The following is a 16,993-nucleotide window of genomic DNA, read 5'->3' on the forward strand; positions in this document are numbered from 1 at the left end:
CGGCTTCGGGCGCCGGCCGCGCTGTCCACCCTGCATCTTCGAACCACATTGGCCGCCAAAGTGTTCGGGAAGTTCGGTGGACTGTTGCTGTTTGCCATCGGAACAGCCCGCCTATACCAGTGCAGCGATTCAATCCACCTGACCTGTGGTCAACCGACACCCGGCACACCGTCGCGCTCGGCAACGGATGCTGCGCTTTGGGTGTCGAAGACCTCCATGACGACATCGCGGTCACGGTAGCCGCCGATCGACATGAGCCCCGGCGTCGCCGCGATGATCCTGTTGGCCTGATCACCGGTGAGCGGATAGTCGGCCACCTCGTGACGCCAGTGTGCCGCTATCACGGTTGCACCGCGGGCCAACCGCGGACACTCGCGCCGGAGCAGCCCGGCGAGCAACTCCTCCTCCAGGTAGTACGCCACTTCCGAGAGCACCAACAGGTCGAAAGGTCCTGGCGGCCAACGATCATCGAGCGAGCCACGCACCAGGGTGACACGATCGCGTGGCCCGTCCCGGTCGACATCGGCACGCAGTCGCGTGTCGGCGATGTCCAGAGCGGCTCCCGCCACATCCATCGCGGTGACGTGATCGCAGCGCTCGGCGAGCATCGCCGTGAGAGTTCCGATCGAGCAACCCGGCTCGAAGGCATGCCGATAGTGCCGCTGCGGCAGCATCGCCAGCGTGATCGCGTACTTGCGTTGCTCGTACCAGCGGGTGGCCAGTCGCCACGGGTCCGACGAGGTCGCGTACATACGGTCGAAGTACGAGTCGGGCACGCGCTCTGTCACCGGAACACCATCTCCCCGACCGCGAGCAGCCGAGGCAACACGAACGGCGGCAGTACCGGGTGCGCACCCGGCGCCGACGGAAGGAACTGGCTGCGGAAGCATTGCGCGGCAGCTTGTTTACGCCCCACGGCGGAGGCCGTCAACGGCACCATGAGCGCGCGATCCCAGGGCACCGCGGAGTCTCCGGGGGTCGCCCAATGCCACATCCAGACCGGGTACTCCAGCAGAACCGCCGCGGTGCGGTGCGCGGCCGCCGCAGCAGCCCGCCCAACCGCCTCGTGATCGGGATGCCCGTCGCCGCGCCACGTCGTTGCACACCAGGTGCCCTGCGGGCACGCCTCGAGTATCCCGGTCAGCAGATCGGCCAGCGAGTCTTGGTGGCCGGCGAGTTCGCCGTCGGGCAATGCGAGGCTGATCGGCTCCCCCACACCGAGAATCCTTGCAGCCTTTATTAACTCGGCGCTTCTGATGCGCTCCAGCCGGATTCGGTCGAAGGGCGTGAGACTCTCATGGGCGGCCCCGCCGTCACTGACAGACACCAGTCGGACATCGATACCCCGCTCTGCCAGCAGCGCCATGGTCGCCCCGAGGCCGAGGGTCTCGTCGTCGGGATGCGGTGCGACCACCACCAGGGCGGGACATGTCGTGAGATCCAGCTCACCGAACGAGCGGTCCCAGGTCGTCCAGGCGTGAGCCGGGGTGCCACCGCAGCTCAGGGGACGTGACCCGAAGCGCGCTGCGTTGCCGCACGGTTCAGCGGGCTCTGCGGCTGTCATCGGCGCTCCCCCGCCAGCTTGCCGAGCGCGGCGAGGTCGCGCTCGGCGTGACTCTGCCGCACGTAGATCGTCAGATCCGCGACGCGACGTGCGTGTTGCGCGTCCTGGCACAGCGGCGCGGGCCCGAGTGCGCGGCCCGTGCGGGTAATCGCCGCATCCACAGCGTTTTCGGCGACGGCGCGGGTTCGCCGGGCCAGTAACTGGGCGGACCCGGATCGGTCGAAGGGGTCAGTGTCGGTCGCCTCGGCCGCCGCGGCCAGCATCGCTTCGGCCGCCGCGATCGCGGCGTCGACGGCACCGAGGTGGGCCAGCACGTGCCCATCGGTTGCTCCGCGGGCCGCGCGGTCGTACAGGGGTGCGGCGACTGCGCGGGCAGCACCGACCCAACATGCCGCGACGCCGATCGCACCGTGCCAGAACCCGGGGCGATCCAGATAGTCACCGGGACCACCGACAGGCACCGCGGGCGCGCCGCTGAATTGGACCGAACGGGTATCGCTGGCCGCCATGCCGGGATTCCTCCAGGTGCTGGGCAACGGGCGCACCCCATTGCTGCTCATCTCGACCGCATACAGCGCGTATTGGCCGTCGTCGCGGCGAGCCGTCACCAACGCGTGTGTGCAGAGGCCCGCCCCCGAGCACCACGCTTTGGTGCCCGACAGCTTCACCGTGTCTGTTTCACCGCTTCCGGTGGTGTTCGCATTGAGGACGGCGTTCGGATCTTCGGCGGCCCACACCGCCCACAGCTCGCCTGACGCAGGAGGTTTGGCACCCAGCTCATCGAGGATCGCGACGGCATCAACGTGAGCTTCCGCGAGTCGCCCGGCGACGACGTCGATCTCCGTCAGCTCCGCAAGCTGTTGCCAACGCCGCAGCGTCGCACCGGAACCCGGCAGCGACAGGTCCAACCGGCCTGACTCAAGCCAGCCCCGAACCAAACCGGCCGTCACGCGGAACCCCTTTCGGCCGAACGAAATACCGAACGCGACACATCACGGAGGTGACCTGCGAAGCCGCCGGGCGCCCGGCCGTTTCGGCGCGCTGACGTGGTCACCGACAGCGTCGAGTCCCGTTCTATCCGGTAGCCCGCGGCCTCGAACCTTTCGACCAACTCGACGTCCTCGCCGGTGGCCAGAGGGCGGAAGCCCCCGAGCGCCCAGTACGCGTCGGCACGAAAACCCATATTGGCGCCATGGATGTGGTCGTGCCCATTGGGGCCCCGCGCACTCGACTCGTAGGAACGCAGGTAACGCCGGACCAGTGCGACGGGGTGATGCCGCCAGTCGGTCACCCGCACCACGCCCAGCACCATGGCAGCCGCCGACGCGGTCTGCCGAAGCAGCCAGTCGGGGTCCACCTCACTGTCGGCGTCGGTGGTGGCGTACCAGGCGCGGGATTCGTCGACGTGGTTGCACAGCGAGCGTGCATAGGCGAAGCCGGCGGCCCGGCTCGCGCCGACGTTGCCCGCCTCTACGCTGACGAAGTGGAGGTCGTGACCGAACTCGCCCGCCAGCTTGGCGCTGCCGTCGTCACAGGAATCAAGGACGACGACAATCTGCACCGGCATCGGGCAGCAGGCCGCGGCCGTGGTCACGGCACGCAGGCACCGGGGCAGAAGCGCCGCTTCATTGTGGGCCGGAATGACGACGATTGCCTGATCGAAGGCGGTCGCCAATTGGTTCACCCGTGCGGTCATGGCTGATAGATAGCCATTTTCGCCGGATTTCACACCCCCTGCCGCGGTGACACCGCTAGGCAGGCGGAACTGCCGTGCGAAGTCGCGTCAGCTCGGCGACTCTTCAGAGCCCAGGGTGTCGAAGACTTCGTGATACAGCAGTGAATGCACCTGTTCCACGCGCGGAATGTCGTGGAATTCCAGGGGATCCTGCGACGCCGATTCGATGATCAGGGTGCCGGTGCGCATCAACCGGTCGGTCAGACCATGGCGAAACTCGACGCTGTTGATCCGCGCGAGCGGGATATCGATTCCCGAGCGGGTCAGTAGGCCGTGCCGGAACATCACCCGCCGGTCGGTGATGACGAAATGCGTGGTCCACCAACTCAGGAACGGCCAGACCGTCAGCCAACCGACGACGATCAGCCAGATCACACCGATCACGATGAACAGGACGTTCTTGGCAGTGGCCTGCCAGTCCATGGTGTTGACCACGGCAGCGACGAACGCCGCCACTGCGGTGACCAGAACCAGGACGAGGACCGGACCGATCAGGCGCTTCCAGTGGGGGTGCCGATGCAGCACCACCTGCTCGTCTTTGGCCAGCACATTCTCCGGGTAACCCACGGCAGCACTCTACGACTCCTCGGGGCGCAGATGCGTGATGTCGCCCGCCGACAACGTGACCTGTTCGGTTGCGGTGTCGATGATCAGGCGTCCGAGTTCGTCGACATCGGTGGCAGTGCCCACCAATGTGTTGTCGCCCGGCAGGAGCGCGCGTACCCGGTGGCCGATGGTGACGCTGCGGGTCCGGTAGTCGGCGGCGAGCGACGGATCATCGTTGCGCCAGCTGGTGATACGGGCATCGAGGTGCCGCAGCAGGGCCCGCGCCAGCGGGGCGCGGTCCACGGTCGCCGCACCGAGCTGGGTGAGCGAGGTGGCACGCGGATCGGGTGCCTCGTCGGCATTCATCGTCACATTCACCCCGAGGCCGACGACGATGACCGGGGCGGGCGAGGCCACTTCGGCCAGGATGCCGGCCAGTTTCCCGCCACGTGGGCCGACCAGGACGTCGTTGGGCCATTTCAGGCCGACCCGCGTCCCGGTGACCTCCGCGACCGCATCGACGATCGCCAGGCCCGTAGCCAGAGGCAGCCAGCCCCAACGGTTCGGGGACACTGCCGCCCCGTCGACACCGAAAGACACGATCACCTGTGAGCGCGGCGGTGCCGACCAGTGCCTGCCATGCCTGCCGCGGCCTGCGCTCTGATGTTCGGCGAACAACACCGCGCCGCCGATGTCCTCCCCCGCCGCCGCCCGCGCCAGCAGATCGGCGTTGGTGGATCCCGTCTCCTCGACAATGTCGACGCACCGCCACGACAGGCCGTCGAGCCCGTCGCGCAAGGTCGTCACGTCCAGCGCTGGCCTGGTGTTCATTGTCGCCAGCTTACGGGGGTGCAGCGTCCGACCGTCACCTCCTGTTGAGCGCCGCCAGGTTGTCGGCGACCTCCCGGCGCCAGAGTTCGTTGGCGTGCGTGGTGTCGACCTCCTGCTCGAAGCGGTCGGTCATATCGGGCGTGACGTCGGCGAGATCGACGTAGAACTGTTCGTACCACCGGCGATGGTGATAGACCGGGCCGTCCTCCTCGGTCAGCAAGGGATTGTCGATGCGGGCCTTGTGTTTCCAGATCTCGACGTCCTCCATGAAGCCGTCGCCGAAGGTCCGGCTCATCGTCTCGGCGAGTTTCTCGGCCTTCTCCGCGGGCAGCCCGGCATTCCGCTGGACCGCGACGCCCCACTGCAGCACGAACGAATCGTGGGTCACCGGGTAGTGGCAGTTGATCAGGGCGATCTCCACGGTGAAATCCGGGGCGAGGTCGTTGTGTAACCAGTTGATCATGTAGGCCGGGCCGAAATACGTTGCCTCCGAACGCAGGTAGGTGCCGTCCCAGAGCTCTCTGGTGGCGTAGTCCGGACGCGGCTTGGACTCCATGAACTGGCTCGCGGTGTGGCCTTCGATGACGTTCTTGAAGTACGTCGGGTAGGCGTGGTGGATGTAGAAGAAGTGCGCCATGTCGACGTTGTTGTCGACGATCTCACGACAGTGCGACCCTTCGATCAGGATCGAATTCCATTGCCACGGCGACCAGATGCCGTCCTCGTAGCCCTCGATCGTGGGCGGGATCAGCTCGTCGGTCGGAGTCGAGCCTTCCGGGTCGTGCCACACCAGCAGCTGACCGTTGACCTCACGGGTGTGCCATTTGCGGGTGCGCGCCAGTCGAGGGGTGCGCTTGGCGTACGGGACGAGCTTGCATTTTCCGTCGCCACCCCAACGCCAGTCATGGAACGGACAGGCAAGATTGTCGTCCTTGACCGAACCCATCGACAGGTCGCCGCCCATGTGTCGGCAATACGAATCGAGCACGTGCAGTTCGCCGGCGGAGTCGGCGTAGGCGACCAGCTTGGTGCCGAAGGCCTCGATACCGTGCGGCTTCCCGTCGCGGAACGTCTCGGCCAACCCGACGCAGTGCCAACCGCGGGCGAACCTCGTCATCTCGGTGCCGGTATCGATCTCCCGGATATCATTCATAGCTCTTCCCTAACATGTCTTTGACCGCCAGATGGCTGAACAGCATGCTGGTCCCGATCGGATTCCCGCCGCCGGGATACGCGGTGCCGCTCGGGGCGGCCATGGTGTTGCCCGCGGCGTACAGACCGGTGATCACCCGACCGTTGGTGTCGAGTACCCGGGCCGCGATGTCGGTGCGCAACCCACCCTTGGTCCCCAGGTCGGAGATGCCGAACGCGGCGGCGTGGAACGGGCCCTTCTCGATTGCGACGAGCGGTGAGGCCCCGCCGGAGAAGGCCCGGTCGTACGCTTCGTCGCCGCGCCCGAAATCCTGGTCCGCGCCGGAGGCGACGAACGAGTTGAAGCGCTCGACGGTGGCGGTCAGGTTCTCGGCGGGGACGCCGATCTTGGCGGCCAGCTCGTCCAGGGTGTCGGCGGTGTGCCACAACCCGGCGTCGATGTATTGCTGCGGGTCGACCATCGAGACGTTGGTGGCCTTGACGGGAGGTACGGGGCCTTCGCGATCGTCGTAGATCATCCAGTACGGCAATGTCATCGAACCGTCGGCCAGCCGCGGCAGGATCGCGCGGCCGATGCGGTCGTAGGCGGCGGACTCGTTGACGAACCGTTGTCCGTTCTGGTCGACGAAGATGCCGCCGGTGAACCACAGCGCGAACGCCGAGCGCCCGTCGGGATGCGTCAGGCCCGGGGACCACCAGGCCTGGTCCATCAGGTCGACGTCGGCACCGACGGCGATCGCGGCCCGATGCGCGCGGCCCAGGTTCGCCGGCGGTCCCATGGTGTCGCGGGCCACGCCCGGAACTCCGTATTGACGACGCATCTCGTCGTTGCCTTCGAAACCACCCGCGGCGAGCAGCACGCCGCGCCGGGCCCGGATGGCCCGTCGTCCACCGTCGGTTTCGACGATCGCGCCGGTTACCGCCTCGTCCTCGACAACCAGCTCCACCAGCGCTGTGTTGAGCCGCAGCGAGGTATTCGGGTACTGCTCAATGGCTTTCAGGAATCGCGCGATCAGTGCCCGGCCGCCGATAAAGTAGTCATCCGGTTGTTCGGCGCCGAGTCGGTCGGCGTCAAGCGGGCCGCGCACCAGCTCGCGTAGCTGCGGGGCCTTCTCCACCTTGAGCGGCCGGGCCGCGATGTGACGTTGACCGTCGGCGCGGGCCTTGGGCGCCTTGCCGAAGTAGTCGGGCCACGGCATCGGCGCGAACTTCAGATTGTCGTCGGCTTCGAGGTACTCGATCAGCCCGGCGCCGCCCCGGACGTAGGTGTCCTGCAGTTCCCGCGGGGTACGGTCGCCGACGACGGCGTGGTAATACTCCAGCGCGTCCTCGATGGTGTCGTCGGTACCGGCCCGCGTGAGCACCGGGTTGCACGGGAACCACACCCCGCCGCCACCGGAATACGCTGTGGTGCCACCGAATTTGTCGCCGGCCTCCACCAGGATCACCGACAGACCTTCTCGGGCGGCGGTGTAGGCACCGGTCACGCCGCCGCCACCGGAACCGGCGATCAGGACATCACACTCGTCATCCCAGTTCATAGATAACGCTGCCTCCCGTACTGCGCAAACTCGTCGTCCAGCGACTGCTTGTCATCGTCACCCATGGCCCGGTACACCGGCGCGCCGCGTCCCGCCCACCGGTACACCACCTCATCGGTGCGCCAGCGTTCTCGTTGCAGTTCACGTTTGAGTACCTTGTTGGACCCGGTGACCGGCAGGTTCTTCGACACCCGCAGAAGCCGCGGAATTGCCTTGGTACCCAGGTCATCCTGCTCGGCCAGGTAGGACATGAACGCCGCAGAATCGAATCCGGCGGGATCGGATACCTCGATCGCGGCCATCACCTGATCACCCGAGCGTGGATCGGGGACCGCGTAGACACCGGCCGCCACCACATCGGGATGACGCCGCAATACCCGCTCGATGTTCAGCGCCGAGGTGTTCTCGCCGTCCACCCGGATCCAGTCGCCACGACGGCCGGCGAAGTAGATGAAGCCCTGCTCGTCGAGATAACCGAGATCGCCCGTCCAGTACCAGCCGTTGCGGATGCGTTCGGCGTTGGCCTCGTCGTTGCGGTAGTACCCCTCGAACGTGCGGGTGCCGAACTTGTCGACGATCTCCCCCACCGCGTCATCGGGGTTGAGAACGCGGCCGTGCTCATCGAAAACCGCCGGCGCACAGTCCTCAAGGAATTCAGGGTCGACGATCGCCACGCCGGCGTGCGCAGGCCTGCCCAGAGCCGTCGGCGGGGCATCCGGGGCAAGGGCAACCGCGGCGCCACCCTCGCTGGAGCCGTAGCCCTCGAACAGTTCGGCGTCGAAGCGGCGCCGGAATTCGTTCTGGTCGTCGGGTGAGGCCTCGGTGCCGAAACCACGGACCAATGGGTTCTCGGCATCGTCGGGTTGTTCAGGAGTGGCCATCAGGTAGCCGAGCGCCTTGCCGACGTAGGTGAAGAAGGTGGCACCGAAATACCGCACGTCCGGCAGGAATCCGGACGCCGAGAACGTTCGTGTCAGACACACCGTGGCACCCACCGACAACGCCGGCGCCCACAACGCCATGATGGCGTTGCCGTGGAACAGCGGCATGCAGCAGTACTCCACGTCCTCGCGCACGTGGCCGAACTTCTCGGCGGCCGCGTACGCGATGCGCGCCAACCTGCCCTGGCTACAGATGACCGCCTTGGAGGCACCCGTGGTTCCCGAGGTGAACAACAGCAGCATCAGGGTCTCGGGCCCAACCGTGATGTGTGCACGATTTCCCTTGCCTTCCAAGAGTTTCCGCGCACGAATCGCGTCTTGGTAGGCGGGGTCGTCGATGACGAGGATGCGGTCTGGCCCCAGGCCGAGGTCCAGGCCACCGAGACGCTCGGCGCCGGCGGTGTCGGTGACGATCAATTGACAATCGGCAAGCTGGATTTCGGCCGCCATCTCGGCCGCGCCGCGCGTCGGGTTGATCCCCACGATCGTCGCCCCGACGAGCGCGGCCCCGCCCAGCCAGAACACGAAGTCCGGCACGTTGTCCAGGAGCACGCCGATATGAAGCGGACCGTCAACTCGCATCGCCTGTGCCAGCGCGCCGCGCGCGGCGGACTCGGCGACCACCTCGTCCCAGGTCCAGTCCCGTTCGCGGGTGCGCAGGCCGACGTGCTGATCGCCGACGCGGTCCAGCAGCATCTCGGCGACCGAGTCGCGCACCGGGTCAGGCATGAGCTTCGGCGGCGGTGGCGTGGGCGGTGGCGGTAGTGGCGGCAAGACGCTCTTCCACGGGGACCCAGGTCCTGGTCGGGTCGATGACGGCCATATCGGCCTCCTTGTCGGCTGTTGCGGGCTGCACCGCAATCTTGGCCAATCCGGCGATGGCCTTCACCCGCCATGCGTCGGTCTGTTCTGGCAATTATCCCGACAAATGTCGGGGCTGGAGTGGGCCTGCCCCTTACAGCAGGTCAGCGTCCGCAAGCTCGGCCGACGACATCGCGATCCGTCGCACGATGAGCACCAGCGCGCACAGAAAGCGCTCCACCGGATCTTCGAAATTCCACCCCATCGCGGCCTGTACGCGGGCCAACCGTGCCGCGACCGTGCTGTGGTGCACGTGCAGTTCGGCGGCGGTCCGCCGGAGCGAGCCGTAGACGAAAAACGCCTCGGCAGTCTGCACGTCGAGATCCCCGGCGGGCGATGATGCAATCTCGTTGATGCGGGCCACATCTCGATTACGGCGCACCCGATCGATCGGGAGGTCCGCCAGCAGGTCCAGTGAGCTCAGTCGCTCATAGGCCACCACCCGCCTACCGAAGCCGGTCGATGACGCGAAACGCAGCGCGCGGACGGCTTCGTGCCACGAGGTCGACGCGCTGAATGCGTTTCCCACAGAGCCGATTCCGACCCATGGACCCGACGCGGTGCCGACGTTCACCACGGTCGGGAAATGCTCGACGATGACACGCTCCAGGCGGTCCGAAACTCACGCATGTCGAACGATCCCTGGCACACGATGGCTGTCGCATTAGCGATCACCGCGGACCGAACCGCCGGCGCGGGCAGTTCACCGGTGATAAGGCGCACCGCCTCCCGCGGCGAATGCCCCGATGCCGCCAGCACACACGTCGGCTTGGTCTCGTCGAGCCCCAACAGCCGGATGGCCCGGGCCCGGTCTTCACGATGTTCCTTGGCCGACAGCACGACCTCGAGCAGTGCGGGATCACCCAGATGCGGAGTCCCGCTCACCCCGGTCCGCGCCACCACCCGACCCAGAACCCGCCGCAGCCGGTCGAGCAGCACCTCGTCCAACGGATGCCCGGATCCGTCGCGTTCCACCCAGGCGACCGTCTCGTGGCGATCAGATGTCGGCGCGGCCCCGTCCTCGACCGGATCGAGGCGTCCGGAAGCGTCGTACCGGATGACGGTTCCCCCGGGCCAACGGACACCCACCGGGCACGCAGCGATCAGCGCGGCGAATCGCACGGCGGCGTCGGCGTTGACCTCCTGCTCCTCCAGAGCATCGAATTGCGCGATGAGCCGCAGCACCGATGCGGGATCGGTGCCCAGTTCGGACAGCAGAACCGGACCCGCGCTCATGGCCGAGAGCCGTATGCGCGGCGATGGGACCCGCAGCACAGAACGCGCGGCGCAGTGTGACGCGCCATACGCCCACCTCTCTTAGACCAGTCTTAGGGTTACCGATAACATCGTGACCCATGACGAGCGTTACCGAGCCGTCCGCCGAGCACCAGGTGGACATCCACACCACTGCAGGCAAGCTGGCTGATCTCAAGAGGCGGGCGGAGGAGACGCTGCATCCCGTCGGCGAGGCCGCCGTCGAGAAGGTGCACGCCAAGGGCAAGCTGACCGCCCGGGAGCGCATCCTCGCCCTGCTCGACGAGGGGTCGTTCGTCGAACTCGACGCGCTGGCCAAACATCGCAGCACCAACTTCGGCCTGGAGAACAACCGGCCGCTGGGTGACGGTGTGATCACCGGCTACGGCACCATCGACGGCCGCGACGTCTGTGTGTTCAGCCAGGACGCCACGGTGTTCGGTGGCAGCCTCGGCGAGGTCTACGGCGAGAAGATCGTCAAGGTCCAGGAACTGGCCATCAAGACCGGCCGCCCGCTGATCGGTATCAACGACGGCGCAGGCGCCCGCATCCAGGAGGGTGTGGTCTCGCTTGGTCTGTACAGCCGGATCTTCCACAACAACATCAAGGCCTCGGGTGTCATCCCGCAGATCTCGCTGATCATGGGCGCCGCGGCCGGCGGGCACGTCTACTCCCCCGCGCTGACCGACTTCGTCATCATGGTCGACCAGACCAGCCAGATGTTCATCACCGGCCCCGACGTCATCAAGACCGTCACCGGCGAGGACGTCACCATGGAGGAGTTGGGCGGCGCCCATACCCACATGGCCAAGTCCGGCACCGTGCATTACGTCGCCTCCGGGGAGCAGGACGCCCTGGAGTACGTCCGCGACCTGCTCAGCTACCTGCCACCCAACAACTACGCCGACCCGCCGCGCTACCCGGTGGCCCCGGCACTGGGCTCGATCGAAGAGACCCTGACCGACGAGGACGTCGAACTCGACACGCTGATCCCGGATTCCCCGAATCAGCCGTACGACATGCACGAGGTCATCACCCGCCTCCTCGACGACGACGAGTTCCTCGAGGTCCAGGCGGGCTACGCCGGCAACATCGTGGTCGGCTTCGGCCGGGTCGACGGCCGCCCGGTCGGCATCGTGGCCAACCAGCCCACCCAGTTCGCCGGTTGCCTCGACATCAACGCCTCGGAGAAGGCCGCCCGGTTCATCCGGACCTGCGACTGCTTCAACATCCCGATCGTCCTGCTGGTCGACGTGCCCGGCTTCCTGCCCGGCACCGACCAGGAGTACAACGGCATCATCCGCCGCGGCGCCAAGCTGCTCTACGCCTACGGTGAGGCCACCGTCGCCAAGGTCACCGTCATCACCCGCAAGTCCTACGGCGGTGCGTACTGCGTGATGGGCTCCAAGGACATGGGCGCCGACGTGGTAGTGGCCTGGCCGACGGCCCAGATCGCCGTGATGGGCGCCTCGGGCGCGGTGGGATTCGTGTATCGCTCCGAGCTGAAGAAGGCTGCCGCCGACGGCGAAGACGTCGACGCGCTGCGCCTGGAGCTGCAGCAGACCTACGAGGACACCCTCGTCAACCCGTACATCGCGGCCGAGCGCGGCTACGTCGACGCGGTCATCCCGCCGTCGCACACCCGCGGCTACGTGGCCAACGCGTTGCGACTGTTGGAGCGCAAGATCATCCAGATGCCGCCCAAGAAGCACGGGAACATCCCACTGTGAGCGGGGCGAACGATTCAGCTGTGGTGAGCGGGGCGAACGATTCAGCTGTGGTGAGCGGGGCGACTGCAGTGAGCGGGGCAACTGCGGCTGACGAGACCGTCACCGAAGACGTCAAGGCCGACCACGAGGCACACATCAAGGTGCTGCGTGGTCAACCCACCGACCACGAGATGGCCGCACTGATGGCCATCCTCGGCACCGCAGGAGGCGGCAGCGCCGACCCCGTGGCGGGGGATCGCAACCTGTGGGGTCACCCGGTGGACAAGCTGCGCTACTCGATCTTCAGTTGGCAGCGGGTGACTCTGTTCGAGCGCACCCACATCCGGCGCTGATGAGCCGCTAGATGACCCGGGTCGTCCTGGGTTCGGCATCGACAGGCCGGCTTGGCGTTCTACGCCAGGCCGGCCTCGATCCGTTGGTCGTGGTGTCAGGGGTCGACGAGGACGCCGTCATCGCCTCATTGGCCGATGCCCCGCCCGAGCGCGTGGTGAGCGCGCTGGCTGCGGCCAAAGCCGACGAAGTGCTCACCCATGTTCCCGCCGCCATCGCCGCGGACTGCGTCGTCATCGGTTGTGACTCGATGTTGTTTCTCGACGGGCGGTTATGCGGTAAGCCCGGAGACGTCGATTCCGCGCGGAAGCAGTGGCATGCCATGTCCGGCCGCACCGCTCAGCTGTACTCGGGCCACGCCGTGCTCATCGTCCGGGACGGAGCCGTCACCCATCGCCTCGCCGATACCGGTGTCACCGCAGTGCATTTCGGCTCACCCACCGAAGCCGATCTGGACGCGTATCTTGGCAGCGGCGAACCACTCTGTGTCGCAGGCGGATTCACCATCGACGGGCTCGGCGGCTGGTTCGTCGACGGTATCGACGGAGACCCGTCCAACGTGATCGGGTTGAGCCTGCCGCTGTTGCGCCGAATGTTGGCATCCGCAGGGGTTTCCATCGCGGAACTGTGGGCCCGCCGGCCACAGTGACCAAATTGCAACCTTCGCAATGGCGGCACGCCGTGCCGACGTCCCGAATAGTCTCAACCACGGGTTGACACTGGGCCGATGCCAGTCGAAGAAACAATGTGGGATGTCCGCGTGGCGCGCGACTTCGAAACATGCGATCTGGAGCGGCTGCGCGCCGTATTCGCCGACATCATCGCCAAGCGCCTGTCTCCGGGCAAGCGGTTGCTGCGCGTGGTGACCTGGTCTCAGAACGGCGGCTCACTCTTCCGCGCCAACAATGGCGCCCGCCGCTTCGCCGTGGCCTACGAGGTGGCGTTCACCGCCTAGGTGTAACGGCGACTGCCCCGGCGCAGATATTCGGCCCGACGGTACGCTCATGATGTGCCGCTGCCTGCTGATCCCAGTCCCACTCTTGCCGAGTTCGCCCACCCGGAGCGTCTGGTCACTGCCGATTGGCTGGCCAGCAACCTGGGTCGACCCGGTTTGGCCATCGTCGAGTCCGACGAGGATGTCCTGCTTTACGACACCGGGCACATCCCCGGTGCCGTCAAGATCGACTGGCATCTCGACCTCAACGACCCCAACGTGCGTGACTACATCAACGGTGATCAGTTCGCCGAACTGATGGACCGCAAGGGCATCAGCCGCGACGACACCGTCGTGATCTACGGCGACAAGAGCAACTGGTGGGCCGCCTACGCGCTGTGGGTGTTCACCCTGTTCGGGCATCCCGATGTGCGTCTGCTCGACGGTGGCCGCGACCTGTGGGTCTCTCACGGCCGCGACACCACCCTCGAGGTGCCGACCCGGCAGTCCACCGGCTACCCGGTCGTGGAGCGCAACGACGCCCCGATCCGGGCTTACCGCAACGACGTGCTGGACACCCTCGGCAAGCAGCCCTTGATCGACGTCCGCTCGCCCCAGGAGTACACCGGCGAACGCACCCATATGCCCGACTACCCGGAAGAGGGCGCGCTGCGTGGCGGGCACATCCCGACGGCGAAGTCGATCCCTTGGGCCAAGGCGGCCCGCGACAGCGGCCAGTTCCGCAGCCGCGCCGAGCTGGAGGACCTCTACGGCTTCCTCACCCCTGACGACAAGACCGTCGTGTACTGCCGGATCGGCGAGCGTTCCAGCCACACCTGGTTCGTGCTGACCCACCTGCTGGGGCTGCCCGGCGTGCGCAACTACGACGGCTCATGGACCGAATGGGGCAATGCCGTGCGCGTTCCGGTGGCTGTCGGCCCAGATCCGGGCGAAGCTCCGTGACGATGCCGGCCGCCCTGGCCGAGGTGGTCTCCGATTTCCAGGAGGTGGCCGGCCAGGACAAGCTGCAACTGTTGTTGGAGTTCGCCAACGAGTTGCCGCCGTTGCCGGCTCATCTTGAGGAAGCGGCGATGGAGCCGGTGCCCGAATGCCAGTCCCCGCTTTTCCTGGACGTCGACGCGTCCGATCGCGGCAAGGTGCGGCTGTACTTCAGCGCTCCCCCGGAAGCCCCGACGACACGCGGGTTCGCCGCGATCCTGGCCACCGGACTCGACGGCCAAGCGGCCGAGGACATCCTGGCGGTGCCCGACGACTTCTACACCGCGCTGGGCCTGGCCGCGTTGATCAGCCCGCTCCGGCTGCGCGGTATGTCAGCGATGCTGGCCCGGATCAAGCGGCGGCTGCGCGCGGCCTGAGCGCGCGCTCACGGGTCGCTTATCGCCACGCGCACCGCAGCGACCCCGCCCCACCAACACGCCCACAACAATGACCAATATCGCCGCACCCACGCGCCGACGGTAATAGCGTCGGACTGTCCGTCGAGACGGCAATTTCGTTCGTCAACAGGACCGATGCGCCCATCGGCAGATTTCGGTCAAAACCTACTCGCGGGTAACCGATACCGGATTGGGAAGCCTCAAGGTGCGGCGCATAAACTGCCCGCGATAGATTCTTAAAGACGTTTCTTAGAGAACACTGCCGAGGAGGCACCGTGGCCAACCACGCCAGCTCAAAGATCTCCAAGGTGCTGGTCGCCAATCGCGGGGAGATCGCGGTCCGGGTGATCCGCGCCGCCAAGGACGCCGGACTGGCCAGCGTGGCCGTCTACGCCGAGCCTGACGCTGACGCGCCGCACGTGCGGCTCGCCGATGAAGCTTTCGCCCTGGGCGGCCAGACCTCAGCCGAGTCCTACCTGGTCTTCGAGAAGATCCTGGACGCCGCCGCGAAGTCCGGCGCCAACGCCATCCACCCGGGTTACGGCTTCCTGTCGGAGAACGCCGACTTCGCCCAGGCCGTGCTGGATGCCGGGCTGATCTGGATCGGGCCGAGCCCGCAGTCCATCCGCGACCTCGGTGACAAGGTCACCGCGCGTCACATCGCCGCCAAGGCCAAGGCCCCGCTGGTCCCGGGCACCCCGGATCCGGTCAAGGACGCTGACGAGGTCGTCGCGTTCGCCAAGGAGTACGGCGTGCCGGTCGCGATCAAGGCTGCCTTCGGCGGTGGCGGTCGCGGCATGAAGGTGGCCCGCACCATCGAGGAGATCCCCGAGCTGTTCGACTCGGCGACCCGTGAGGCCGTCTCGGCGTTCGGTCGCGGCGAGTGCTTCGTCGAGCGCTACCTGGACAAGCCGCGCCACGTCGAGGCCCAGGTGATCGCCGACACGCACGGCAATGTCGTCGTCGCCGGTACCCGCGACTGCTCGCTGCAGCGCCGCTTCCAGAAGCTGGTCGAGGAGGCCCCGGCCCCGTTCCTGACCGACGCGCAGCGCAAGGAGATCCACGAGTCCGCCAAGCGCATCTGCAAGGAGGCCGGCTACTACGGTGCCGGCACCGTCGAGTACCTGGTCGGCCAGGACGGCCTGATCTCCTTCCTGGAGGTCAACACCCGCCTGCAGGTGGAGCATCCGGTCACCGAGGAGACCTCGGGTATCGACCTGGTTCTGCAGCAGTTCAAGATCGCCAACGGCGAGGCCCTGGACATCACCGAGGATCCGACGCCGCGTGGGCACTCCTTCGAGTTCCGCATCAACGGTGAGGACGCCGGACGTGGCTTCCTGCCCGCCCCCGGCCCGGTCACCAAGTTCGAGGCCCCGACCGGCCCGGGCGTCCGGATGGACTCCGGTGTGGAGAGCGGTTCGGTTATCGGAGGTCAGTTCGACTCGATGCTGGCCAAGCTGATCGTCACCGGGGCCACCCGCGAGGAGGCGCTGGCCAGAAGTCGCCGAGCCCTCGCTGAGTTCAATGTCGAGGGACTGGCCACGGTCATCCCGTTCCACCGTGCCGTGGTCTCCGACCCCGCCTTCATCGGCGACGAGAACGGCTTCACGGTCCACACCCGCTGGATCGAGACCGAATGGGACAACACCGTCGAACCGTTCACCGGTGGCGACCCGATCGAGGAAGAAGACACCATTCCTCGCCAGACTGTGGTCGTCGAGGTCGGCGGACGCCGCCTCGAGGTCTCGCTGCCCGGTGATCTGGCCCTCGGCGGTGGCGGCGGCGGCGCTGCCGCCGGTGCCCTCCGGAAGAAGCCCAAGGCCCGCAAGCGCGGCGCTGGCGGCGCCACGGCGGCATCGGGTGACTCGGTGACGGCACCGATGCAGGGCACCGTGGTCAAGGTGGCCGTCGAGGAAGGCCAGGAAGTGGCCGCCGGCGATCTGGTCGTGGTCCTGGAGGCCATGAAGATGGAGAACCCGGTCACCGCTCACAAGGACGGCGTCATCACCGGTCTGTCTGTCGAGGCCGGTGCCGCCATCACCCAGGGCACCGTGATCGCCGAGATCAAGTAGTTCTTTTCACGCCGAGTGGCCACTTGTGGCACGGATTCTCCTGGATCCTGTGCCATAGGTGGCCATTCGGCACTGTGGATTCGACATTGTGGATTCTGCACTGTG

General features: G+C 66.9%; 19 protein-coding genes. 7 read left to right on the forward strand and 12 right to left on the reverse strand.

Annotated features, from left to right (window positions below):
• Positions 1 to 149: 149 nt before the first annotated feature.
• From G6N44_RS09775 to G6N44_RS29850, 12 genes are all read right to left on the reverse strand, one after another.
• Entirely contained in the window at positions 150 to 788 is a 639-nt protein-coding gene (locus G6N44_RS09775; RefSeq protein WP_235682986.1) for an SAM-dependent methyltransferase, read from the reverse strand.
• Entirely contained in the window at positions 785 to 1,564 is a 780-nt protein-coding gene (locus G6N44_RS09780) for a PIG-L deacetylase family protein (protein WP_163663517.1), read from the reverse strand. Before G6N44_RS09780 ends, G6N44_RS09775 begins: the two co-directional genes overlap by 4 nt.
• Positions 1,561 to 2,514: an acyl-CoA dehydrogenase family protein gene (locus G6N44_RS09785; protein WP_163663520.1), complete on the reverse strand. Its 954-nt coding sequence runs from the start codon at positions 2,512 to 2,514 to the stop codon at positions 1,561 to 1,563. The genes G6N44_RS09780 and G6N44_RS09785 overlap by 4 nt, the downstream gene beginning before the upstream one ends.
• Positions 2,511 to 3,260 carry a glycosyltransferase family 2 protein gene (locus G6N44_RS09790; RefSeq protein WP_163663522.1) on the reverse strand — a complete coding sequence of 250 codons (750 nt, stop codon included), beginning with the start codon at positions 3,258 to 3,260 and terminating at the stop codon, positions 2,511 to 2,513. Before G6N44_RS09790 ends, G6N44_RS09785 begins: the two co-directional genes overlap by 4 nt.
• Before the next feature lie 87 nt (positions 3,261 to 3,347).
• On the reverse strand, positions 3,348 to 3,866 hold the full coding sequence (locus G6N44_RS09795; protein ID WP_163663524.1) for a PH domain-containing protein: 519 nt from the start codon (positions 3,864 to 3,866) through the stop codon (positions 3,348 to 3,350).
• 9 nt (positions 3,867 to 3,875) lie between these two features.
• Entirely contained in the window at positions 3,876 to 4,676 is an 801-nt protein-coding gene (locus tag G6N44_RS09800; protein WP_163663526.1) for a biotin--[acetyl-CoA-carboxylase] ligase, read from the reverse strand.
• 34 nt (positions 4,677 to 4,710) lie between these two features.
• Positions 4,711 to 5,829 carry a 3-ketosteroid-9-alpha-monooxygenase, oxygenase component gene (locus G6N44_RS09805; protein WP_163663528.1) on the reverse strand — a complete coding sequence of 373 codons (1,119 nt, stop codon included), beginning with the start codon at positions 5,827 to 5,829 and terminating at the stop codon, positions 4,711 to 4,713.
• On the reverse strand, positions 5,822 to 7,369 hold the full coding sequence (locus tag G6N44_RS09810) for an FAD-binding protein (RefSeq protein WP_163663531.1): 1,548 nt from the start codon (positions 7,367 to 7,369) through the stop codon (positions 5,822 to 5,824). Before G6N44_RS09810 ends, G6N44_RS09805 begins: the two co-directional genes overlap by 8 nt.
• A complete protein-coding gene (locus G6N44_RS09815) occupies positions 7,366 to 9,039 on the reverse strand; it encodes a steroid-22-oyl-CoA synthetase (RefSeq protein ID WP_163663533.1) in 1,674 nt (557 codons plus the stop codon). Before G6N44_RS09815 ends, G6N44_RS09810 begins: the two co-directional genes overlap by 4 nt.
• Positions 9,032 to 9,199, reverse strand: coding sequence for a hypothetical protein (locus tag G6N44_RS09820; RefSeq protein ID WP_163663534.1), 168 nt, complete (start codon positions 9,197 to 9,199; stop codon positions 9,032 to 9,034). The genes G6N44_RS09815 and G6N44_RS09820 overlap by 8 nt, the downstream gene beginning before the upstream one ends.
• 66 nt (positions 9,200 to 9,265) lie before the next feature.
• Positions 9,266 to 9,700: a helix-turn-helix domain-containing protein gene (locus tag G6N44_RS29845; protein WP_407666134.1), complete on the reverse strand. Its 435-nt coding sequence runs from the start codon at positions 9,698 to 9,700 to the stop codon at positions 9,266 to 9,268.
• 41 nt (positions 9,701 to 9,741) lie between these two features.
• Entirely contained in the window at positions 9,742 to 10,407 is a 666-nt protein-coding gene (locus G6N44_RS29850) for a hypothetical protein (RefSeq protein WP_407666135.1), read from the reverse strand.
• Between the two features lie 119 nt (positions 10,408 to 10,526).
• Here G6N44_RS29850 and G6N44_RS09830 point away from each other — a divergent pair, with 119 nt between their 5' ends.
• From G6N44_RS09830 to G6N44_RS09860, 7 genes are all read left to right on the forward strand, one after another.
• Positions 10,527 to 12,155, forward strand: a complete 1,629-nt coding sequence (locus tag G6N44_RS09830) for an acyl-CoA carboxylase subunit beta (RefSeq protein WP_163663535.1) — start codon at positions 10,527 to 10,529, stop codon at positions 12,153 to 12,155.
• 23 nt (positions 12,156 to 12,178) lie between these two features.
• Positions 12,179 to 12,487, forward strand: coding sequence for an acyl-CoA carboxylase subunit epsilon (locus G6N44_RS09835; protein ID WP_163669784.1), 309 nt, complete (start codon positions 12,179 to 12,181; stop codon positions 12,485 to 12,487).
• An 11-nt stretch (positions 12,488 to 12,498) separates the two neighbouring features.
• A complete protein-coding gene (locus tag G6N44_RS09840; RefSeq protein WP_163663537.1) occupies positions 12,499 to 13,134 on the forward strand; it encodes a Maf family protein in 636 nt (211 codons plus the stop codon).
• A 78-nt stretch (positions 13,135 to 13,212) separates the two neighbouring features.
• Positions 13,213 to 13,440 (forward strand): DUF2194 domain-containing protein, encoded by a 228-nt coding sequence (locus G6N44_RS09845; protein WP_235682988.1) that lies wholly within the window; start codon positions 13,213 to 13,215, stop codon positions 13,438 to 13,440.
• 54 nt (positions 13,441 to 13,494) lie between these two features.
• Positions 13,495 to 14,382, forward strand: coding sequence for a sulfurtransferase (locus G6N44_RS09850; RefSeq protein ID WP_163663539.1), 888 nt, complete (start codon positions 13,495 to 13,497; stop codon positions 14,380 to 14,382).
• 2 nt (positions 14,383 to 14,384) lie between these two features.
• A complete protein-coding gene (locus tag G6N44_RS09855; protein ID WP_163663541.1) occupies positions 14,385 to 14,795 on the forward strand; it encodes a SufE family protein in 411 nt (136 codons plus the stop codon).
• Positions 14,796 to 15,091: 296 nt separating this feature from the next.
• On the forward strand, positions 15,092 to 16,888 hold the full coding sequence (locus G6N44_RS09860) for an acetyl-CoA carboxylase biotin carboxylase subunit (RefSeq protein ID WP_163663543.1): 1,797 nt from the start codon (positions 15,092 to 15,094) through the stop codon (positions 16,886 to 16,888).
• Positions 16,889 to 16,993 lie beyond the last annotated feature (105 nt).

Source organism: Mycolicibacterium alvei (assembly GCF_010727325.1).
GTDB classification, from domain to species: Bacteria; Actinomycetota; Actinomycetes; order Mycobacteriales; family Mycobacteriaceae; genus Mycobacterium; species Mycobacterium alvei.